The sequence below is a fragment of the Polaromonas sp. UC242_47 genome (assembly GCF_044452385.1).
Taxonomy (GTDB): domain Bacteria; phylum Pseudomonadota; class Gammaproteobacteria; order Burkholderiales; family Burkholderiaceae_C; genus Polaromonas.
The window spans coordinates 2512625-2533696 of the sequence record NZ_JBIOAO010000001.1; the positions used below are offsets into that span (position 1 = coordinate 2512625).

Annotated in this window: 16 protein-coding genes and 2 pseudogenes; 7 read left to right on the plus strand and 11 right to left on the minus strand. The window is 57.3% G+C overall.

What is annotated here, in order from left to right:
* The first annotated feature begins 769 nt into the window (after positions 1-769).
* The 3 genes from ACHMXK_RS12225 (at position 770) to ACHMXK_RS12235 (ending at position 5262) form a co-directional block, all read left to right on the plus strand.
* A complete protein-coding gene (locus tag ACHMXK_RS12225; RefSeq protein ID WP_397440689.1) occupies positions 770-2083 on the plus strand; it encodes a GNAT family N-acetyltransferase in 1314 nt (437 codons plus the stop codon).
* Between the two features lie 386 nt (positions 2084-2469).
* Positions 2470-3489: a UDP-glucose 4-epimerase GalE gene (galE, locus tag ACHMXK_RS12230; protein ID WP_397440691.1), complete on the plus strand. Its 1020-nt coding sequence runs from the start codon at positions 2470-2472 to the stop codon at positions 3487-3489.
* A gap of 282 nt (positions 3490-3771) precedes the next feature.
* Positions 3772-5262 (plus strand): mannose-1-phosphate guanylyltransferase/mannose-6-phosphate isomerase, encoded by a 1491-nt coding sequence (locus ACHMXK_RS12235; protein ID WP_397442509.1) that lies wholly within the window; start codon positions 3772-3774, stop codon positions 5260-5262.
* 55 nt (positions 5263-5317) lie between these two features.
* Here ACHMXK_RS12235 and ACHMXK_RS12240 read toward each other — a convergent pair whose 3' ends face one another.
* The 3 genes and pseudogenes from ACHMXK_RS12240 to ACHMXK_RS12250 all read right to left on the minus strand — a co-directional run bounded on the left by ACHMXK_RS12240 (position 5318) and on the right by ACHMXK_RS12250 (position 6636).
* A complete protein-coding gene (locus ACHMXK_RS12240) occupies positions 5318-5521 on the minus strand; it encodes a hypothetical protein (RefSeq protein ID WP_397442510.1) in 204 nt (67 codons plus the stop codon).
* Positions 5522-5616: 95 nt separating this feature from the next.
* Positions 5617-6213, minus strand: a pseudogene (locus tag ACHMXK_RS12245) (serine protease); the annotation flags it as partial.
* Between the two features lie 126 nt (positions 6214-6339).
* Positions 6340-6636, minus strand: a complete 297-nt coding sequence (locus ACHMXK_RS12250) for an RNA-binding protein (RefSeq protein ID WP_397440693.1) — start codon at positions 6634-6636, stop codon at positions 6340-6342.
* A 311-nt stretch (positions 6637-6947) separates the two neighbouring features.
* On the opposite strand from ACHMXK_RS12250, the gene ACHMXK_RS12255 reads away from it, so the two are divergent.
* The 3 genes from ACHMXK_RS12255 (at position 6948) to ACHMXK_RS12265 (ending at position 12756) form a co-directional block, all read left to right on the plus strand.
* A complete protein-coding gene (locus ACHMXK_RS12255; RefSeq protein ID WP_397440695.1) occupies positions 6948-9518 on the plus strand; it encodes an EAL domain-containing protein in 2571 nt (856 codons plus the stop codon).
* A gap of 687 nt (positions 9519-10205) precedes the next feature.
* Positions 10206-12386 (plus strand): heavy metal translocating P-type ATPase, encoded by a 2181-nt coding sequence (locus tag ACHMXK_RS12260; RefSeq protein WP_397440697.1) that lies wholly within the window; start codon positions 10206-10208, stop codon positions 12384-12386.
* Positions 12364-12756 carry a DUF3703 domain-containing protein gene (locus ACHMXK_RS12265; RefSeq protein WP_397440699.1) on the plus strand — a complete coding sequence of 131 codons (393 nt, stop codon included), beginning with the start codon at positions 12364-12366 and terminating at the stop codon, positions 12754-12756. The genes ACHMXK_RS12260 and ACHMXK_RS12265 overlap by 23 nt, the downstream gene beginning before the upstream one ends.
* On the opposite strand, the gene ACHMXK_RS12270 is transcribed toward ACHMXK_RS12265, so the two are convergent.
* Positions 12742-14178, minus strand: coding sequence for a heavy metal sensor histidine kinase (locus ACHMXK_RS12270; protein WP_397440701.1), 1437 nt, complete (start codon positions 14176-14178; stop codon positions 12742-12744). The two genes, ACHMXK_RS12265 and ACHMXK_RS12270, sit on opposite strands and share 15 nt — an antisense overlap.
* Positions 14175-14855 carry a heavy metal response regulator transcription factor gene (locus ACHMXK_RS12275; RefSeq protein WP_397440702.1) on the minus strand — a complete coding sequence of 227 codons (681 nt, stop codon included), beginning with the start codon at positions 14853-14855 and terminating at the stop codon, positions 14175-14177. Before ACHMXK_RS12275 ends, ACHMXK_RS12270 begins: the two co-directional genes overlap by 4 nt.
* Positions 14856-15011: 156 nt before the next feature.
* Between ACHMXK_RS12275 and ACHMXK_RS12280 the strand changes: the two genes are divergently transcribed.
* A complete protein-coding gene (locus ACHMXK_RS12280; RefSeq protein ID WP_397440704.1) occupies positions 15012-15389 on the plus strand; it encodes a DUF4148 domain-containing protein in 378 nt (125 codons plus the stop codon).
* Positions 15390-15626: 237 nt separating this feature from the next.
* Here the strand turns inward: ACHMXK_RS12280 and cheA are convergent, their stop codons facing one another.
* From cheA to flhD, 6 genes and pseudogenes are all read right to left on the minus strand, one after another.
* Positions 15627-17651: a chemotaxis protein CheA gene (gene cheA, locus ACHMXK_RS12285; RefSeq protein WP_397440706.1), complete on the minus strand. Its 2025-nt coding sequence runs from the start codon at positions 17649-17651 to the stop codon at positions 15627-15629.
* A 144-nt stretch (positions 17652-17795) separates the two neighbouring features.
* Positions 17796-18176 carry a response regulator gene (locus tag ACHMXK_RS12290; protein WP_397440708.1) on the minus strand — a complete coding sequence of 127 codons (381 nt, stop codon included), beginning with the start codon at positions 18174-18176 and terminating at the stop codon, positions 17796-17798.
* Positions 18176-19108 (minus strand): flagellar motor protein MotB, encoded by a 933-nt coding sequence (gene motB, locus ACHMXK_RS12295; protein ID WP_397440709.1) that lies wholly within the window; start codon positions 19106-19108, stop codon positions 18176-18178. Before motB ends, ACHMXK_RS12290 begins: the two co-directional genes overlap by 1 nt.
* A gap of 21 nt (positions 19109-19129) precedes the next feature.
* Positions 19130-19994 (minus strand): annotated as a pseudogene (motA, locus tag ACHMXK_RS12300) (flagellar motor stator protein MotA).
* Between the two features lie 58 nt (positions 19995-20052).
* A complete protein-coding gene (gene flhC / locus ACHMXK_RS12305; RefSeq protein ID WP_397440711.1) occupies positions 20053-20673 on the minus strand; it encodes a flagellar transcriptional regulator FlhC in 621 nt (206 codons plus the stop codon).
* 5 nt (positions 20674-20678) lie between these two features.
* Positions 20679-20996, minus strand: a complete 318-nt coding sequence (gene flhD / locus ACHMXK_RS12310) for a flagellar transcriptional regulator FlhD (protein WP_397440713.1) — start codon at positions 20994-20996, stop codon at positions 20679-20681.
* Positions 20997-21072: the final 76 nt, after the last annotated feature.

Below are 21072 nucleotides of genomic sequence, written 5' to 3' on the forward strand. Positions count from 1 at the left end.
TCGTCTCACCATCGTTCGGCAACCCTCAACTTCGATTCATTACAAGGGGTCGTTGCAATTGGGATTTGAAACCTCAGTGTTGAAAATTTCGACAAGCTCTCCAGTACAGAAGTCGATCTACAGGAAATAGCCACTGACACCCCCCAAAACTCGCTCGTACCCAAAGCCATAGGTTTCCAAAGGTCCCCAACACATGCAGCAGCTTGCGATCCGGCAATTATCCGGATTCGATGACGGCGCTGCCCTCGTACTCCGCTGCAGCCACAAAGTCATAAAAAATTGAACCAATGCGGGTGCTGGCACAGATCGACCCCGGCGAGCCGGGGTGCCAGTTCCTGTAGTTGCAAGGTTTGACCGAGATAGACGATCTGATTCGAGAACGTCGTGCCACGCTGGACAGTTCAACTCAACGCCGTTGTATCCGGATACCGCCATGATCGAGAGCTTGCCCCAGGTGTAGGTGACGCCACGCACAAATCGATCACACCTGGCCGTGTTGGACGGCAAGAGCAATGCGCGACGCGAAAGTCAATCGGAGGGAGGGTGTCATGTCCGACGTCCTGAATGCGGGTCAAGCCAAGGTGACCACTTGCATAGCCACATAACCGGAAAGTCGTGGCGACACTTCGTCACAAAGCTAAGCACCTCAATGGTTTTTATGCCTATACGATTAAAAAATCTAATTTTCGCCATTAGAAAAATTTGTCCCAACCCTGCAGTCGGGTACGACACATAAAGACTTGGACAATGCGACCCGGTTTTTATCTCCATGAAAAATTCAAAGGCACCAGCAGCAAAAAGATTCTTTCACCATGCGCTTCGAAAAGCGTTCTCCGTCTTTCCGCGACCCTTGCGATTCGCTGTGTATCGGTCTTTTGTTGATTGCGATCCCAGCCCTGATCAACGCCTGGTTCTCAAGATAGCGCAGACGAAAGAGGAGTTGGAAGCGTGTTTCCGGCTCCTGCATGATGCTTATGTTGGCAGCGGCTTCATGCGGCCCGATCCTTCAGGTATGCGCATTAACATTTATCATGCGTTACCCACCACGACTACGCTGTGTGCCAAGTTCGACGGTGAGGTTGTTGGCACCATTTCGCTGATTCGCGAAAGTGTTTTCGGTTTCCCCCTGCAGTCGATTTTTGATCTCACAGAAATCCGCGCGAACCAGGGCAGAATCGCTGAAGTATCGGCGCTTGCAGTGCATCCGAAATTCAGGAACACAGGAGGAAGCATCCTGTTTCCATTGATGAAATTCATGTATGAATACTGCACTCATTTCTTCGATACCCGCCATCTGGTGATTGCGGTCAATCCCAACCGGATTGAAATGTATGAGTCTCTTTTACTCTTTGAAAGACTGACGGAAAATTCAGTTGAAGACTACGATTTCGCAAATGGTGCGCCAGCGATAGGCGCCTCTCTGGACCTGCACGTAGCGCCTGAAGCTCTCAAACAGATTTACAACAAGAAACCAAGCCACAAGAATCTTTATTTGTATTTTGTGCGAACGAGGCTGCCCAACATTGTGATGCCAGGTCGGCGCTACTTCATCACCAATGATCCAGTGATGACGCCCGATCTGCTCGACTATTTTTTTAATCAACGCACCCAGACTTTTCAAAATCTAAGAGAAAGAGAGAAAGGCCTGCTGCATTCCATCTATAACCTTCCTGAGTACCAGCAGGTACTGCCGACGGTTTTTAGCGCGTCAAACTTCCCGGTACGTCAGCGCATGCATCCGCGATATTCACTCAAATGCCCCGGCAGTTTCTCTGTCACAAGCGCTGAAAAGACAGAAGTTTATGAGCTGCTGGTGGTGGAGCTTTCCGATGAGGGTTTTCTGGCTCACACCAAAGAACGCTTACCTCTCAACGTCCGCGGTGAGACTCGCGTTCAATTGGGGCGCAAGGAAAAATCCATCACGACGGCCATTGTCATACATGGCAAACGCAAGGACTCTCACGGGGTTTACGGCTTCAAGCTGATTGAATCTGACTTACCCTGGCGAAAACTGGTCGGCGCACTACAGTCGGGAGCAATCCGTGAAGACTTGGATAGTGCCAGTCATTTTTTGCCAGATTGAGCTTAGCCCTGCTCTCGATACGGCACTGAGCCTGGACCGGGTCCTGTCAAACTGGCGGTGGACGAAGGGATCAACTCGCATCAATAGCGCCAGGTGTTGGCCTGGTCAGGGCCTGCCTTGCGCGCATCTATGCAGGCAGTCGGTTGGCCCGTGCGTTCGGTCTGCATGATGTCGGCCTTGCCGGTCATGTCCTCGTGGGACTTGGCGATAAGTTCGATCTGGGCTATCGTCTGCTTGGCAACGCTGGACGATATGACAAAGCAGGAATAACCGGTGCTGCAACCCAGTTCTGCGCGTTAGGCTACGTCGAGTCTTGGTATGGTGGAGGCTCTTGGTTCTGGCGTTAGGGTTAAATTGAACTTGCTTTTATTTCAAAGGCACATCCAATGACCATGATTCTTGTTACTGGCGGTGCCGGCTATATCGGTTCCCACACTTGCTTGGAATTGCTAGGCGCAGGACAAGATGTCACGGTATTTGACAACTTCAGTAACAGCCAGCCTGAAGCACTGGCTCGGGTAGAACGTATTGCGGGCAGGAAAATCAGCCTGACCCAAGGCGATATCCGCGATTCAGTAGCGCTCGTAGCCGCCTTGCAGCAGAGTGGCGCGACGGCCGTTATTCACTTCGCCGGCCTCAAAGCGGTGAGCGAGTCGGTGCAAAACCCGCTGGCGTATTACGACAATAACGTGGTGGGTTCGGTCAGGCTGCTTGAAGCCATGACGCAATGTGGCGTCAGAACCCTGGTGTTCAGCTCGTCGGCCACCGTGTATGGCGACCCGCAACACCTGCCCTTGCGCGAAGACCATCCCCTTTCAGCCACCACCCCCTATGGCCAGAGCAAGCTGTTCATTGAAAACATGCTGCGCGACCTGTACCGCAGCGACCCAAGCTGGCGCATTGGCATCCTGCGTTACTTCAATCCGGTGGGCGCGCATGAAAGCGGCTTGATAGGCGAAGACCCGTGGGGCACGCCCAACAACCTGCTGCCCTTCGTTGCCCAGGTTGCCGTGGGGCGGCGCGAGTTCCTCAATGTGTGGGGCAAGGACTACACCACGCCCGATGGCACCGGCGTGCGCGACTACATTCATGTGATGGACTTGGCGCATGGCCATCTCATGGCACTGAAGCGATTAAAGACGCACCCGGAGTGCCTGACCGTCAACCTGGGAACCGGCGTGGGCTACAGCGTGCTGGACATGGTGCGCGCTTTCGAGCAGGCCAGCGGCAAGCCCGTGCCCTACCAATTTGCGCCGCGTCGCGCCGGCGATATCGCCTCGTGCTACGCGGATCCGGCCCAGGCTTTGGCGTTGCTGGGCTGGCGCGCGCAGCGCGGGCTTGAATCCATGTGCGCGGACACCTGGCGCTGGCAAAGCGCCAATCCCAACGGGTACGCTCAAACCTGACTCTTAACAACCTTGGCCGAGTACACCCATCAGGCATTGAATAAGGCATTGAAATTCAAATAAGCGAGAAATCAATCCGGCACGCTAACCCGCACGCTGATTGGCTTTGCAGCGAACAGGCTGCGTTGACCGGACACCACTGAGGAAGGGATCAAAGTGACGAATGCAAATGATGTCTCCCATGCCCAGGACCTGATTCCGGCCGCCGGACAAGGGGCGCGGGTACGTCCTTTAACGAGTAATTTTCTCAAGCCCAGGCATGAAGGTGCGGTACCCCCCTTGATCCTGATTCAACCCGTGGTTCTATCGGGTGGCTCCGGCACCCGCTTGTGGCCACTGTCACGCGAAAAATACCCCAAGCAGTTGCTCTCCCTGATGGGTGATGACTCCCTGCTGCAAGCCACGGTTCGGCGAGTCGATGGCATCGCCGGCGCCGAACTGGCACCGCCTATGGTGGTCAGCAACGAGGAGTACCGCTTTGTCATCGCCGAGCAACTGCGCCTGTTGGACAGGCCCGGCACCATCATTCTCGAGCCTTTTGGACGAAATACGGCTCCAGCCCTCACCCTGTCTGCACTAGCTGCTACAACAACAGGAGCAGATCCGGTGTTGCTGGTGATGCCGGCGGATCACGTCATCACAGACACGGCAGCCTTCCAGGGTGTTGTCAGCCAAGGCGCTTTGCTGGCAGCCGACGGGGCCGTGGTCACGTTTGGCATCACGCCTGATGCACCGGAAACCGGCTATGGCTATATCCAATCGGGCGCGACCTACAACGGACCGACAGGCCAAACGGACGCGTCGAGCGCCAGCTTGATTGCCCGATTTGTCGAAAAACCAGATCTATTGGCGGCGCAGGCCTATCTGATTGAAGGCAGTTATCTGTGGAACAGTGGCCTGTTCATGATGCGCGCCTCGGTCTGGCTGTCGGCCATCAGCGCCTGTCGGCCTGATATTTTGTTGGCCTGCCAGGCCGCCTGGGATCAAAGCTCAGCCGATGGCGAGTTTGTGCGGGTTGGCAAACAGGCTTTTGCCGCCTGCCCCAGTGACTCGATCGATTACGCCGTCATGGAGCGCCTGGCCGCAGTGACAGCGACGCGCGACCTGGATGCACCGGCACTCCCGCCAGGCCTGGTCATTCCACTTAACGCCGGCTGGTCGGACGTCGGTGCCTGGGATGCGTTGTGGAAGGTGCTTGCGAAAGACGTTGACGGCAACGTGTCGCAGGGTGACGTGCTACTGCAGGGCTGCCACAACACGCTGGCGCTTTCGGACGGCCGGCTGGTGGCCTGCGTGGGCGTGAATGACTTGATTGTGGTCGAAACCGCAGATGCCATTTTGGTGGCGCACAAGGACAAGACTCAGAACGTCAAATCGATTGTCGACCACTTGAAACGCCAGGGCCGCTCCGAAGGCATCGTCCATCGCAAGGTGTTTCGCCCTTGGGGTTCATACGATAGCGTGGACGCAGGTGAGCGCTTTCAGGTCAAACGCATTGTGGTCAAACCCGGTGGCACGCTGTCCCTGCAAATGCACCACCACCGCGCCGAGCACTGGATCGTGGTGCGCGGGACGGCCAAAGTAACGCGGGGTGAGGACACGTTTTTGTTGTCCGAGAATGAGTCCACCTTCATTCCCCTGGGGACGACTCACCGCCTTGAAAACCCCGGCCGCGTCCCGCTGGAGATGATTGAGGTTCAATCCGGCGCCTATCTGGGTGAAGACGATATTATCCGGTTTGACGACGCCTATGGTCGACAGGGCCAGACCTGAGATGAGTCAGTTTCGGGCTTGCGTTGAATTGAGCGGCCTATCATTCAGGCCAAGGTCAGTTGGTCTTGCTCCGTTGCAATAATTGCAGAACAAATGCAGATGGAATGGCGTAAGTGATGCCCGACGGGTTTGTCAAAGCCGACTCTCTGGATCCTTTAATTAACACCATGTTGACAATGCCCAGAACGTCGCCCGTGTCCGGATCAAACAGCGGACCACCACTGTTTCCGGGATAAGCCGTTCCATCGAGTTGAAAGATACTGAAACTCCCCCCCCCCGCAGACTAAGTATTGTTTTTTCATTGAGTTGCTGAGCTGTAGGCGTGGGTAAAGCAGCCGTAACGATGGATGAAATCATGCCGCGATGCGTCACGGGCGAGAAACCAAGCGCCCCTCCGATGGGAAAACCCATGAATGCGATGGCTTGCCCCTCTTGAACCATGCCGGAATCACGCACGTTGAGCGCGGGTACCGGAGGTCCTTCAAAACGCAGCAAAGCCAGATCATGAAGCTTGTCCACTTCGAGTACAACGACCGGCCGCATCTGCAATTCATTTTGACCAACCCTGATCTGAATCACCAAAACAGCGCCTTGGCTCTCTTCAGCAGGTTGCTGAAGAACGTGGGCGTTGGTAATGACCAGATTACCTTGGCCCTGACTTCCATTCGCCACGACAAACCCCGTGCCCCTCAGACCAAAACGCGGACTGTCTGTGTTCTTGAAGGTGCCCACAATGACCACGGATGGTTTGACTTTGGCAATCGCGCTGAGGATATCTGCCCGCAGAGGTGTTGCCAAAAATAGGCCGATCAGCACAAGGGAAAATAACCTGGATTTCATGTTGATAAGCTCCATTTTTTTCCGCGGATATTCCGAAAAGAAATCGCCCCTGTCTATCAGCGTGTCGAAGATGATCACAGCCATCGATGGGTATCTCTTTTGCGACGTCATCCACCCAAGCCGTTCATGTGGATCAACAGCGCTCGCGACCTTCTTCAGACGCCATCGGCACCCACAACCGATTAAATTCCAACAGGATGAGACAGCATCGCTGGTGTGATCGGTCTACTGAAATCCCTAGAAATCAGCCCATTGGGAGGACGGGCCAGCCTCCTCGCTTGTCACGGGCGCGTGGAGATTCACCACAAACACGATATCTCCCCCGAAACGGCCTACGCCCAAGGTTTTCATGAGCACCTCTTCCTTCTCGGGTGAACCCAAGCGCAAGAAGCAGATCGCCTGCTTCCTGCCCTCATGTATGGCGGTGAGGACGTCCAGGCTTGCAATTTTCCCGAACCTTTCGCACAGTCTTCGCAGAGCGGGTTTCAAGGTGGCAACATCTGGGCATTGACTGAGTTCATCAAGCGCGCTCATGATTGCTATCTCCTATGTTTCCATACCTGATTTCACGAATCACAGTTCGCGGATCAGAGCCAGGCACTCGCATTTTCTTTAGAAAGATACTCCAAAAGTAAATTGTAAGTACACATTTATCTAAATCTGGTTACTATTTCACATACTAAAGAAGCACTTTCCCCAAGCTTTGCAAAATGCTTGATGTTTCTTGATCTGGTAACGATGCTGGCGCGCATTTTTGGCAATTTGGGCCGACCGCTCCACAAAGCTTCATAAACTGTGAGCTGCGCGATTTCTACTTTCACATCGATTCATATGCGACTTGAAACATGAAAAACCCCCACGCACCAGCCCAGCCCGCCCCCAGAGCGGACCCTTTGTCGCTTGTGCACCAAGATTCCATCACCGAGCGCGCTTCGACGCCGACGCCGGCTGCATCTGCTCAACCGGAGCAGGGCACACCGGCCCGTTTGGCCGAGCGCGTGTGCGACACCCGGGTGGCTGAGCGCACAGCGCACATCGGCAGCTGGTCAATCGATTTGCCGGGCAATCAGCTGACGCACTCGGACGAGTTCGCTGCCATCCTTGGCGTGACTGCGGGCACACCGATCACGCTGAAGGACATGACGGCCAAGTACACACCGGAATGGTCCGCAAGCATTAACACGCTGATTCAGAACTGCAGGCTAACCGGCACCCCCTTCGACGAAGAAATGCAAATTCAGACGGCGCCCAAGGCCCGCAAGTGGGTGCGAACGGTTGGCGAGGCCGTGTATGACCAGAACGGCGAGAGCGGTCAGATCATCCGCATACAGGGGGCTCTCCAGGACATCTCTGCCCAGAAGAAAGCCCAGGATGAAACCCTTCGCCTGGCGATGCGCCTGACCACGACGCTGGCCAGCATCACGGAAGCTTTCGTGACGCTGGATCGCCAGTGCTGCTTTACCTACCTCAATCAGGAAAGCGAACGGCTTCTGCAGGGTACGACCCGCGAGCTGCTGGGCAAGGAGGTCTGGCAGAACTTTGACGACGGCGTGGGACAGCGCCTGAAGCAGAAGCTAGAAAAATCACTCGCAAGAAATCGCCGTGTGGAACATGAGGATTTCTACCCCACCCTCGGAAAGTGGCTCGAAGTGCGTGCCTACCCGTTCGCCGAAGGGCTGGCAGTCTACTTCAACGACGTGACCAAGAGGCGCAAGTCTCAGGAGCAGCTGATGTTGCTGGAAACCAGCATCTCGCGGCTCAACGACATCGTGGTGATCGCCGAAGCCTTGCCCGCCAGCGGACGCGAGGCGCGCATCGTGTTTGTCAACGATGCGTTCGAGCACCACACCGGCTATGGACGCGACGAAGTACTCGGCCAGACGCCGAGCCTGCTGCTCGGGCCCACCCCTCAGACGAGGGAATTGCGCAGCCTGGCGGCCGCGCGGCGACAGAACGAACCGGTCCGCAGCGAGCTGATGATCTGCAAGAAGGATGGCACCTGGTTCTGGGTAGAGCTGGAGATCGTGTCCGTGCTCGCGCCATCAGGGGAGTTGACGCACTGGGTGGCCGTGGGACGCAACGTCACTCTACGCAAGGCGGCAGAGGACAAGATTCACCATCTGGCCTTCCGCGATCCATTGACCGAGTTGCCCAACCGGCAACTGCTGCTGGACCGGCTGCAACATGTGTTGACCCTGAGCGCCCGGTTTCAGCGCCAAGGTGCGCTGATGTTCATTGACCTGGACCACTTCAAAATCCTCAACGACACTTTGGGCCACCACAGGGGCGACCTGCTGCTGCAAAAAGTCGCCGCGCGTCTGTCTGACTGTGTTCGCAAGACCGATACCGTGGCGCGGCTGGGGGGTGACGAGTTCGTCGTCATGCTGGAAGACCTGGGTGACGACCCGGACGCCGCCAAGGCGCGGAACGTGGCAGAAAAAATACTGAGCTACCTGCGCGAGCCCTTCGATCTGGACGGACACCAGCACTACATGACCTGCAGTATCGGCGTGACCTCACTCAATGGTCAGCAGAGCAGTGTGAGCGAACTGCTCAAGCAGGCCGATCTGGCGATGTACCAGGCCAAGACCCTGGGACGCAACACGGTCTGCTTCTTTGACCCTGGGATGCAAGCCACCGTCAGTGCCAAAGCGGTCATCAGTTCGGACCTTCGGGTCGGTCTGCGGGAGAAACAATTTCTGGTGTACTACCAGCCGCAGGTGGACCGCCAAGGCTGCGTCACCGGCGTCGAGGCCCTGCTGCGCTGGCAGCATCCCGTGCGGGGGGTGATCGGGCCAGCAGACTTCATTCCGGTGGCCGAAGAGTCGGGCCTGATCCTGCCTCTGGGCCAGTGGGTTCTGGAGACAGCGTGCGAACAGCTCGTTGCCTGGGCCGGACGGCCGGAAACGGCGGACTTGAACATTGCGGTGAACGTAAGTGCGCGCCAGTTCCGGCACAGAGATTTCGTGGACATGGTGATGGCCACGATTCAGCGCAGCGGCATCCGGCCGCACCGGCTCAAGATCGAACTCACCGAGAGCCTGCTGGCCGACCGCATGGAGGTCACCATTGCGAAGATGGGTACGCTCAAGGCGCTGGGGGTCACGCTGTCGCTCGACGACTTTGGCATGGGTTATTCGTCGCTGTCAGTGCTCAAACGCCTACCCCTGGACCAGCTCAAGATCGACAAGAGCTTCGTGGCCGACCTGCTCACCGATCCGAACGATGCCGCCATTTCGCGCGCCATCATCGCGCTGGCCCAGAGCCTAAGCCTGGAAGTCGTGGCCGAAGGCGTGGAAACAGAGGCGCAGCGCGATTTCCTGGCCCAACAGGGCTGTGACCAGTTCCAGGGCTACCTGTTTTCGCGGCCTCTGCCCATTGAACAGGTGGAGCGCTACATTCTGGGGTTGCGATAGGGACGGGAATTACAGAAATACAAATTTTGGTGCCCGCCCAGAGGGAGAGAACCGTTGTTGACCTCCCTCGGTCTGTTCAATAGTTCGGGCCTATGAATTTTTTCATAGGAGTTAGCCATGAACAAATCACCGGTTTGCACCCTAGCGGGCCTGCTCCGTCCAGGATTGGGCTTTAGACCCCACTGACGCACAGGCTGTTGAATGCCCCACCCAGTTAGGACAGTAATGTCCATCCCAACCTGCGCCACGTAACCCCACCCTGCTATTTTTGAAAGCAGGGGGAAAACTAGGTCCGCGAGTTGGCAAGGCGTACAGGCCTGGCTCGCAACGCAGTGGAGAAGTACCTGCGATCAGATGAGAGTGAGCCTAGGTACCCAACGCAGCTCAGCTCAAGCAAGCTCGCCCCCCTACGCCGAGAAGCTTGTCACCTGGCGAGGAATCTGGACAACAAAATCGCGGAAACAGCGGCGCACGTCGAGGGCAGTTCCACACAAACTTAACGCACATGACTGTGAACCTTTCATCCTAAGCCCAAAAAATTCAAGAAAAACGGTAACTTGACTTTAAAGTCACTAAAAGGTTTCCAATTGAGCGATGAAAACAGAACCCCTCCTTTCCCAAGAGGCCCATGCCTGCGGTTCCATGGCGTGCGGCGACCCAGCCCCGATAACTAATCGCGACAATGCCATGCCCGACGGCGCGAGCCGGCTTTTTCGTATCGCCACCATGGACTGCAGCGCTGAAGAATCCGAGATTCGGCGTGCACTGGAGCCGATTCCCAACATCCGCTCGCTAGGCTTTCAGCTTGGCGCACGCATACTCCGCATAGAGGCATCCGACGAGGCCTACCGACCGGCTCTCGAAGCAATCCGCAAAGCTGGTTTTGATCCACGGCCCATTCTGCCGGAGGCCACCACCTCAGCGCAGGAACATGACCACGGCTTCAGCGGCGGCGTCAGGCGCCTTGTTGCGGCACTGGTATTTGCCGTGGGCGCTGAAGTGATCTCTTTTCTCGCGCCTGAAATGTTGGCCTGGAAACTGGCCGGTATGGCCGTGGCCGGCGTAGCCATCTGGCTGGCCGGCCTCGACACTTACAAAAAAGGCATCACCGCCCTCTTCCGCGGCAAGCTGAACATCAACGCCTTGATGTCCGTGGCTGTCACGGGCGCCTTCCTCATCGGGCAATGGCCTGAGGCAGCCATGGTGATGGCACTGTATGCCATTGCCGAACTGATAGAGGCCAGGGCCGTTGACCGCGCCCGCAACGCCATCAAAGGCCTGCTGGCCATGGCCCCGGAACAGGCTCTCATGCTTGACCCCGATGGCACGTGGACCTTGACGCCCGTTGCGTCCGTCCCCCTCGACGCCACGGTACGAATTCGGCCGGGAGAGCGCATCCCCATGGACGGCATGGTCACCAAAGGCAATGGTGCCATCAACCAGGCGCCCATCACAGGCGAGAGTATTCCGGTCGACAAAGGCCCTGGCGATCTGGTCTTTGCGGGCACCATCAATGAAACGGGGGAGCTGGACATCCGCGTCACCGCTGCTTCGGGCAACACCACGCTGGCGCGCATCATCCATGCGGTCGAGCAGGCCCAGGGAACCCGGGCGCCTACGCAGCGGTTTGTGGACCGCTTTGCCGCGATTTATACGCCGGCTGTTTTTGCAATTGCGGTAACGGTGGCTGTTCTGACGCCGTTGTTGCTGAGCTTGACTTGGCAGGAGGCGGTGTACAAGGCCCTGGTCTTGTTGGTGATCGCCTGCCCGTGTGCCTTGGTGATCTCTACACCGGTCACCGTGGTCAGTGGTTTGTCTGCCGCGGCTAGACGAGGCATTCTGATCAAAGGCGGTACCTATCTTGAAGACGCGCGCCTGCTGAAAGCCGTGGCCCTGGACAAAACCGGCACCATCACCGAGGGCAGACCCAAACTGGTGGAATGGCATGTCTGGGATGACGCGGATGAGGCATCGGCCAGGCAACTGGCCACAAGTATGGCCTCCCGCTCTGACCATCCGGTGTCCAGAGCCATTGCTGCGGGGTTAAACGTTGACACCATAAATATCGAAGATTTCAAGGCGCTACCGGGACGGGGCACCGAGGGCGTGGTCAACGCCAAGCGCCTGGTGCTGGGCAATCACCGGTTGATCCATGAGAGCGGCTTGTGCGGCACGGCGCTGGAAGCCGAGCTGGCCAAACATGAGCAGCAGGGGCGGACCATCACGCTGCTGGCCGACGAACAGCGGGTTTTGGCCTGGTTCGCGGTAGCAGACACCATCAAGGACAGCTCAAGACAAGCCATCTCCGATTTGAAAGCCTTGGGCGTTGCATCGGTGATGCTCACCGGCGACAACAGTGCAACCGCCCAGGCTGTCGCTCATCAGGCCGGCATTGATGATGCCCGCGGGGATCTCCTGCCCGAGGCCAAGCTTGAAGCTATCAAGGAAATGCAGCAACGTTATGGCGCGACCGGAATGACAGGCGACGGCATCAACGACGCTCCAGCGCTGGCGCAAGCCGACATCGGGTTTGCCATGGGCGGCGCCGGTACCGACACGGCCATGGAGGCCGCCGACGTCGTGATCATGAATGACAACCTGGAACGGGTCGCGGAAACCGTGCGCTTGTCCAGGCGCACACACACCATTCTTTGGCAGAACATCAGCCTGGCGCTGGGCATCAAAAGTATCTTCCTGCTCATGGCCGTCTTCGGTACGGCCACGATGTGGATGGCGGTCTTTGCTGACATGGGGGCCAGCTTGCTGGTGGTGGGAAATGGACTGCGGCTGTTGCGCGTAGCCAAAGGAGCCGGCGACGTCGGCCAGAACAAAATAGCACATACGCATGAGCACGCCCATCCCCACTGAGAAGGTCGAGCGGCAACAGGTCTACGCGATCTTGATGCAGAGCTTCATGCACGGCGTCGGTCAGCGCAATGAGAGGCGATGGGCCTGGTTGATGGCGGCGCATGTCGTGGGACAACACGATCTCAGACTGCACTGGCGCAATCACAGTGCAATGTTGCAGTTTTCACTCCAGACGCGGGATTACGCGGAGGCGACAGGTCAACTGTTTCGCCTGGCACTGGTCCCGCTGGGACACCTTGCAGGAAAGCTTCCCGCGGGCAACATCGGCCGTGCGACCGTCAATGCATTCAAGCCCATGCCTGTTAGCGTGTATCTCAAGCGCCTGATTGCTGACGCCAATGTAAAAGTAGCCGGCTCAGCGCGGTTTTGACAAAGAAACACCAACGCTTGGAAATATCAAGCTGAACGTTGTCTCGCCACCGGGCTGGCTGCGCGCCGTAGCCTGACCGCCATGAGCGCTCATGATGGAGCGCACAATCGCCAAACCCAGTCCGGTGCCGCCATCCAGACGAGCGCGTCCCGTATCAATGCGGTAAAAGCGGTCAAAGATGCGCGCCAGATGAGTCGCGGCTATCCCCTCGCCCTGGTTGTTCACCGCCAAGGTGGCTCTGCTCTCCTCCGCGGATATCACTACGCTGATCGTTGAATTCGCATAAGCGTGGCGAATGGCATTGGCCACCAGGTTGGTAATGGCTCGCTGCACCAGCAAGTGGTCGGCGCTGACAGTCGCCGCGCCCGAAACATCCAGGCGCAGGCCCCGCTCCTCGGCGATCAATGACAAATAGTCGACCACCCTTTGTGTTTCCAGGGCCAGTTCCAGCGGTTCCATCTGAAGCGGGTTTTCGTTGTGATCGGCTTGGGCGATAAAAAGCATGTCGGAAATCAAGCGCGCCAGGCGCTCAAGCTCGTCCACATTCCCTTCCAGCACTTCCTGTAAATCGGTCACACGACGCGCCTGCGACAGCGCAACCTGCGTGCGCCCCAACAAGGTGGCGACAGGGGTGCGCATTTCATGCGCCAAATCCCCCGAAAACACCTGCAGTCGCCGATAGCCTTCATCGATACGCGCCAGCATGCCGTTAAATTCCCGGGCAAGTTCGGCCAATTCTGCAGGAAGCTCCGCCGAAGACACTCGGTGACTCAGCGACTGGGTGTCAATCGAGGCGGCCAGCCGGTTGAAGTGCCGCAGCGGTGACAGCGCCGTGCGGGCAATCAGCCAGGCACCTAGCGCCACAACAAGCAGCAACACGGGCAAACCCACCAAGGTTGCCTTGACAAAGCCTGACAACAGGCGGAAGTCCCGGTGGCGGTCTAGTGACAAGTAGAACCGCACCGGCTGCCCGCTTGCCGTGGACGTTGTGCCACGAACCGCCATCAGTCGTTCGCCGCCAGGCGCCACCCATTCGGGGGTGGAAATCAAATTGTCAGGCGCAGCGGCAAGCGCGGCTACAGATTGCTGCGCCACGTTAGAAAAACTTGCCAGGGATTCACCGCTGGCGGGATCGATCAGCGCCAAATGCAAATCGTCATGACCTATCAGCACATCGCCAAAACGATGATGGTTTTGAGCGATCGTCTGCGGAGACGGAAGTTCTGACAACGCATGCATGAGCAAGTCGCGTTTGCTCTGGAGCTCGATCTGGGCACGTGTCTCTAGCTGTTGCGACAGCGCCCGGAAGCCGACGGCAATCGCCCCACTGGCAACAATGAGTCCAAACAAAGCGCTGGCAAATGCGATGCGCACTGCCAGCGAGTCCTGAAACCAGGCGGAGAGAAAATGCTGGCGCTTCACGGGGTCAGCCGGCTTTCCAGCACATAACCCACGCCACGCACCGTGTGAATCAGCTTCTCCTCGAAAGGATCATCGATCTTGGCGCGCAGCCGGCGTATCGCCACTTCAATCACATTGGTGTCTGAATCGAAATGAATGTCCCACACCAGTGATGCGATCTGGGTTCTGGAAAGCACTTCGCCCATTTTCTGGGCCAGAAGCGTCAGCAAGGCAAACTCCTTGGCGGACAGGTCTATACGCTGGCCGGCCCGGGTCGCACGGTGACGGACAGGATCGATCTCCAGGTCTGCTGCACGCAGCATGGGATCCACGGGTATGGGCTGACCGCGCCGTAACAGGGCCCGAACTCGCGCCAACAACTCCGGGAACTGAAAAGGTTTCACCAAATAGTCGTCGGCGCCCAGGCCAAAACCCCGCACCTTGTCGTCGGTTTGCCCACGGGCAGTGAGCATCAGGACAGGCACCTGCTTGGCGGTACGCAGCGCCGACAACACAGCGAATCCGTCGATCCCCGGCAGCATGATATCCAGAATCACCAGGTGGTGATCGCCGTTCACGGCGGCATGCAGCCCATCCGTGCCGTTATGCGCCACCTCGATGACATAGCCACTTTCCGCCAACCCTTGGCGGAGGTAGTCCGCGGCCTTGGGTTCATCCTCGATCAGCAGAATTTTCACAAATGCTCTCGCTCCTACATAACAAATTTGTAATCTGCAGGTCAGTCTGCTGTTGCGCGCTGATTTCTACATTAAGAACTGTGATGCAAGGCTTGCATCGCAGTTGTCCCAAGTGTTGGGATGACAACTTGCAAACAATGTTAATGGAGTTTGATCATGTTGTTCCGTAAAACCCTTTTTGCCCTGGCTCTCACGGCTGCCGCCCTTCCCGCCGCTTTCGCCAGCACTGGCTGCATCACGACGAGCGCCGATGGTGGCTGCAGCACGCCCCAGTTCAGCAGCGCCAGTGCAAAAAGTCGCGCGGACGTGCAAAAAGAATTGGCGGCGTTTCAGCAAGCTTCTGCGCCCGCGGATGTCACCAAGTTCATGAGCGCCGACGGCAGCAGCTCTACCGTCCCACAGCACAGCATGGCCCTCAAAGACGGCAAGCTGGTCCACACGGACAAGCTGGCACACGATGCCCCCAAGCCTGGTCTGGCCCGCACCGATGCGGAAGCGGAAGAAAACCTGTTCCCTGAACGTTACGGCGCCTGAGTCGCAACACAAGCAGAGCCGGACGCTCCACCGCCTGCCCTGGTCATGATTCACTTGACATGATGCCTGGAATCCGGGATCAGAACCGCATCACGAATGCCCGCCACACCCGGTCAGCTTGGGCGGCAAAAACGGCCAAAGCACGCTGATGCTCATGAAGTAAAAAAGCCCCGACGCAGATGCCTCGAGGCTTTCCTATTGACCACTTTCAGTGGTCACGGCAGCATCTTTACCGCATCAGGTTCGCTGTCCGACTTTCTCACGATTGGTACGCTGCACGGCAACCACATCAATGATCAATGCAACATTGCCATCACCTAGGATGGTCGCGGCGGAAATGCCAGGCACTTTCCGGTAGTTGGTCTCCAGGTTCTTGACCACCACCTGATGCTGGCCGACCAGTTGATCCACCAGCAGCGCAAACCGGGTCCCGTCGGCCTGCACAATCACGGCGATACCCTGCATGGGATTCGCAACGGCATCCGCAACGTTGAACAACTTGTGCAATTCGATCAGCGCCAGGTATTCACCCCGCACGTGCATGACATGTTCATCACTGGTGATCGAGTGGACATCCTTGGCCAGCGGCTGCAAGGATTCGATCACGTAGTTCAAGGGCAGGATGTAAACCTCGTTGCCGACCTTGACCGACATGCCATTCAGGATGGCCAGCGTCAGCGGCAGCACGATACGGATCGTCGTGCCCTTGCCTTGCGCGGAGGCGATCTCCACATGGCCACCCATCTCATGGATATTTCGTTTAACCACGTCCATGCCCACGCCGCGGCCGGAGACATCGGTCACGGTTTCTGCCGTGGAGAAACCAGGCGCAAAAATCAGTTGCCAGACGTCCTCATCGGAAATGGTCTCGCTGATCGCCATGCCCTGCTGGAGTGCCTTGGCAATGATTTTTTCCCGGACCAAGCCACCGCCATCGTCCTTGACCTCGATCACGATACTGCCGCCCTGGTGCTGGGCTGACAACGTCAAGCGGCCAACCGGGTCCTTGCCGGCCATGGCGCGCTGCTCCGGCCCTTCAATGCCGTGGTCAAGGCTGTTACGTACCAGATGGGTGATCGGGTCAATGATGCGCTCGATCAAACCCTTGTCGAGTTCGGTCTCTTTGCCGACCGTGATTAGCTGAATCTGCTTGCCCAGCTTGGCGGACAGGTCACGTATCAGGCGCGGGAAACGGCTGAAAACGTAATCCATAGGCATCATCCGGATCGACATCACCGACTCCTGCAAGTCGCGCGCATTGCGCTCCAGGTGGCCCATGCCACTCAGCAGGCGCTCATGCAACACCGGGTCCAGGGTGGATGCTGTTTGCGTCAACATCGACTGGGTGATCACCAACTCGCCAACCAGGTTGATGATCTGATCCACCTTTTCAACATCCACACGGATAGAGCTGGATTCCTTGCCGTTGGCCGCTGCGGCCGCCGGCGTCGCGTTGGCGGTCGCCAAGGCGGGGGCATCCATCACTGCCACAGAAGGCGCAGGCTGAATCACTGGAGGGATGGCCTCCACGGCCACCAGTTCGGGTTCAGGTTCGGCTTCAGAAGAAGCTGCGAGTTGTGTGCTGATTTCAATCTGATCGGCTTCGACAATGAAACAACAGACCGCAATCAGATCATCAGCATCACAAGCCGTTTCCAGCCAGATGGTCAGGCTGCTGTCGGTCTGGGTTTCCGCCGCCACGGTGCCCAGATTCGCGAGTTCTTCGCTAAGCAGTTTGCGGTCATTTTCAGAGACCTTGGAAAAGTGCACCTTCAGTGCGCCACTCGCCGCCATGTGGGTGGCTGGCGCCGCAACAGGGGCGACCACAGGCACGGCGACCGGAGCTGGCGCAACGGTCGCGGCCGGATCGGCTCCGCCGCTCTCCAGCGCCAATTGCCTCAGGATGGCGCACATGCGCGCGACCATTTCCGGCTCAGGCTCGCCGCCGTCCCGATAAGCGCTTAATTGTTTTTGCAACACGTCTTTGGTCTCCAGAAAAGCGTCAATCATTTTGGTTGTCAATTTCAACTCACCATGGCGCGCCCGGTCGAGCAAATTTTCGGCCAGATGGGTGGTGTCCGTCAGGGCGACAAAACCAAAGGTGGCGGCACCGCCTTTGATCGAATGCGCGACACGAAAAATCGCATTGAGGTGCTCGCTGTCCGGGGCCTGCGGATCAAGGCCTAGAAGCAGCTGCTCCATCTCGGCCAACAATTCGTCGGCTTCTTCAAAAAATGCCTGGTAAAACTGGGTAATGTCCATCTCGTGCTCTTCTCTCTTTGGGATACGCCTGCTGCTACATCTTTCGCCCAATGGCTGTCAGTTTGCTCTGCTGTTCCATGGTGTGATGCAGTTCGCCTGCGGCTGATATGGTGTCGCGAAACGGATGTGGAGGGATGTCAACCCTCAAGATTCAGGCGGGCTCATCAGGCTGCCAACGACCGCCAGCAGTGTTTCGGGGTCGATAGGTTTGCAAAGCCAGCCGTTGGCCCCGGCCTTTCTGGCCTCTGCTTTGGTACTTTCGGCGTTGACTGTGCTCAATACCAGGATGGGAATCGGTGTATCTGAAGGCAACTGCCGCAACTGTCGGGTCAGTTCGCCGCCATCCATGGGAATCATGGTCCAGTCGGTCAAGACCAAATCCACGTTTTCCTTGAGAACCTGCGCCAGTGCGCTGTCGCCATCCCTGGCGGACAGGACCTGGTAGCCCCCTGTCTCCAGAATCTCCGAGATCAGTTGCCGCATCACGGCCGAGTCGTCGACCACCAAGATAGTTCTTTGTTTCATCAGATTCTGCGTCCCGGCTGAATGACTGACAGGTTTTCCGCAGATTGCCCCTTGGCGCCTTGCAAAGGCGTCGCCGGCTTGCTGCTGGCATTGACTCCGCTTGCGGGATTGGCGGCATTGGCGCGCTCTATTTCCGCTTGCGCGCGGTGATTGAGCACCACAATGCTGATGCGGCGATTCACGGGCGCAAAAGGATCGTCCTGGTTCAGATGCATGCTCGACGCGACCCCCATCACGCGCAACACCTTGTTGTCCTGCATGCCGCCGGCAATCAGTTCGCGTCGTGATGCATTTGCCCGGTCGGCCGAGAGTTCCCAATTGCTGTACGACTTGTCGCCCTGCGCGTACTGTGTTGCATCGGTGTGACCGGACAAAGTGATCTTGTTCGGCTGCTGGTTCAGAACCGGACCAATCTCCTGCAGAATGGAGCGCATATAGGACACCACGACGGCACTGGAGCGGTCAAACATGGGCCGGTTGCTGCTATCGACGATCTGAATTCGCAAACCTTCCGGCGTGATGTCTATCAGCAGCTGTGGACGAAATTGCTTGAGAATCGGGCTGGATTCAATCATTTCGTCCAGTTGCCGCTTCAAGCCATCCAGGCGTTTGAGGTCATCCGCATCACTATCAGCGTCTGACTGGGTGACTTCACCCTGCTTGTGGATAGGGTCGGCGCCACCACCGGGAATCATGCTGGTGCTGAGGCTGCTTTTCTCCCCCCCGCTGACGGCCACCCGCAAAGGCATCTTGAAATGTTCGGCAATACCCGCCAGTTGCTTGGGCGTGGAGATGGCCAGCAGCCACATGACCAGGAAAAAAGCCATCATCGCCGTCATGAAGTCGGCGTAAGCGATTTTCCAGCCGCCCCCATGGTGGGCAGCAGCCTTGACTGGCCGTTTGATGATGATCCGGTGGGGTGCGTCGCTCATAACAGTTCGGTCGTTCGCGGGTTAGCGGCTCTTCACATCGCGAACATGGCCATCCAGTTCCGTAAACGACGGGCGCTCCGTCGAGTACAGAATTTTTCGGCCAAATTCCACTGCAAGCTGCGGTGCATACCCGTTCAGGCTGGCCATCAGTGTGACCTTGATGCATTGGTAGACCTTCAGGGACTCCGCCACCTTGTGCTCAATCAGCGAGGCCAGCGGCGAAACAAAACCATAGGCCAGCAAAATACCCAGAAAGGTTCCCCACCATCGCGTGGGCAATCAACTCGCCCATCACGGCGGGCGGCAGGTCTGCAGACGCCAGCGCATGCACCACGCCAAGCACGGCCGCCACAATGCCGAGCGCCGGCAGCGCATCGCCGACCCGGGTCAGGCTGTGCGCCGGCACTTCCGCTTCATGTTTGTAGGTTTCGAGTTCATGGTCCATCAACTGTTCTATTTCGAACGGGTCGGTGTTGCCGCTGATCACCAGACGCAGGTAGTCCGTCAAAAACTCCATGACACGTGTATCCGCCAGAATTTCCGGATAAGGCGCAAACAAAGGACTGGACTGGGGATCGTCGATGTCTGATTCGAGTGCCAGCATGCCGTCCTTGCGCCCTTTTGCCAAAAGCAGATACAGCAAGGCGAGCAGCTCCATGTACAAAGCTTTGTCGTGTTTTTTGGAGCTTTTTAGCAATTGAGGAAGAATTTTCACCGTGGCCTTGATGGTCTTGCCATCGTTGCCCGCCAAAAATGCGCCCACCGCAGCGCCACCAATCATCAGCAATTCAAGGGGCTGAAACAGCGCGCCGAAATGCCCTCCCATCAGCGCATATCCGCCAAAGACGGATGCCAACACCACCACATAGCCAACGATTACAAGCACTACGCTCTCCCTCTGAAAAAAACCTTACACGGCTTCACGCCAGACTGCCCCAGGCTCGTCAGGTACGCGCCCCATTCATCACATCCGCGAGCCACTGCGACGGTGACATCGTCCGGCTATCCGGCTTGACAACGTCAGTCGTCGTGATGGTCGTCTCACGTTTGGTCTTGCTCGTCTTGCCGGCACGCGATGGCGGTCGGCACAACACACATACATAGTTGCCCTGGGGATCGTGCGCATGCGCCACGAACAAGCCCGTGCAACGGGTACAGGTACTCAGTTGCAACATGTCACTGTCAAAAAACCGCACCAGCGTCCAGGCCCGCGTGAAGTCAAGCACGGGCTCACTGCCCTGCTGCGCTACCTGCTCGAGATACAGCCGATAACTTTTAATAACGGCAGTAATCCGCGTACATCCACCATGGGTCACCATAAACCGGTAGATGTTGTAGAACATCGACGAGTGAATGTTGGCCAGCCAGGTCATGAACCAGTCGGTCGAGAACGGCAACAGGCCCTTGGGCGGTGAAGCACCCTTGATTTCCTTGTACAACTTGATGAGCCGATCCCGGCTCAAGCTGGTTTCCGCCTCCAGAAACTGCAAACGCGCGCCCAATTTGATCAAATCAATAGCAAGGTGAATTTCACGCGCCTCACTGATCACACTTTTTACAACCATGATGTTCAGTGAACTGCCTCGATTTGCTGACCCGACAGAAGAATGGCCGCATGCGCCTGCTGCAATGCCATTGTTTTGCCTTCATTCAGCAATGTCGACAAAACCGGGTGATCATCAAACCTGAAACGGCACAACAACAGGCTGGAGGCTGCCAACTTCACAATTTGTGACAGTGACAGATTTCCGAGCAAGTCCGCCAGTTCCCGGCTCAAGCCCAAGCGGAACATGGCTGTGGCAACGTCCTCCCGAACCAGGCGCTGAGCCAACAACAAGTAAGCCAAATTCAAATCACCAATCTCGTTGGTATTAGCCGTATCAACCAATGTGTACTCCTGGTTTCCTGATCTCAAGACCTTCTCCCAGATGAAAAAAGAACTCTCGATACAGGCATTTAGCAAT

Coding starts and splice junctions, on each gene's coding strand:
- cheA (WP_397440706.1), bottom strand. CDS start 17,651: ATGGACATTACCCAGTTTTACCAGGCATTTTTTGAAGAAGCCGACGAA.
- ACHMXK_RS12255 (WP_397440695.1), top strand. CDS start 6,948: ATGAAAAACCCCCACGCACCAGCCCAGCCCGCCCCCAGAGCGGACCCT.
- ACHMXK_RS12225 (WP_397440689.1), top strand. CDS start 770: ATGAAAAATTCAAAGGCACCAGCAGCAAAAAGATTCTTTCACCATGCG.
- ACHMXK_RS12260 (WP_397440697.1), top strand. CDS start 10,206: ATGCCCGACGGCGCGAGCCGGCTTTTTCGTATCGCCACCATGGACTGC.
- flhC (WP_397440711.1), bottom strand. CDS start 20,673: ATGGTTGTAAAAAGTGTGATCAGTGAGGCGCGTGAAATTCACCTTGCT.
- ACHMXK_RS12290 (WP_397440708.1), bottom strand. CDS start 18,176: ATGAAACAAAGAACTATCTTGGTGGTCGACGACTCGGCCGTGATGCGG.
- ACHMXK_RS12280 (WP_397440704.1), top strand. CDS start 15,012: ATGTTGTTCCGTAAAACCCTTTTTGCCCTGGCTCTCACGGCTGCCGCC.
- motB (WP_397440709.1), bottom strand. CDS start 19,108: ATGAGCGACGCACCCCACCGGATCATCATCAAACGGCCAGTCAAGGCT.
- galE (WP_397440691.1), top strand. CDS start 2,470: ATGACCATGATTCTTGTTACTGGCGGTGCCGGCTATATCGGTTCCCAC.
- ACHMXK_RS12250 (WP_397440693.1), bottom strand. CDS start 6,636: ATGAGCGCGCTTGATGAACTCAGTCAATGCCCAGATGTTGCCACCTTG.
- ACHMXK_RS12265 (WP_397440699.1), top strand. CDS start 12,364: ATGAGCACGCCCATCCCCACTGAGAAGGTCGAGCGGCAACAGGTCTAC.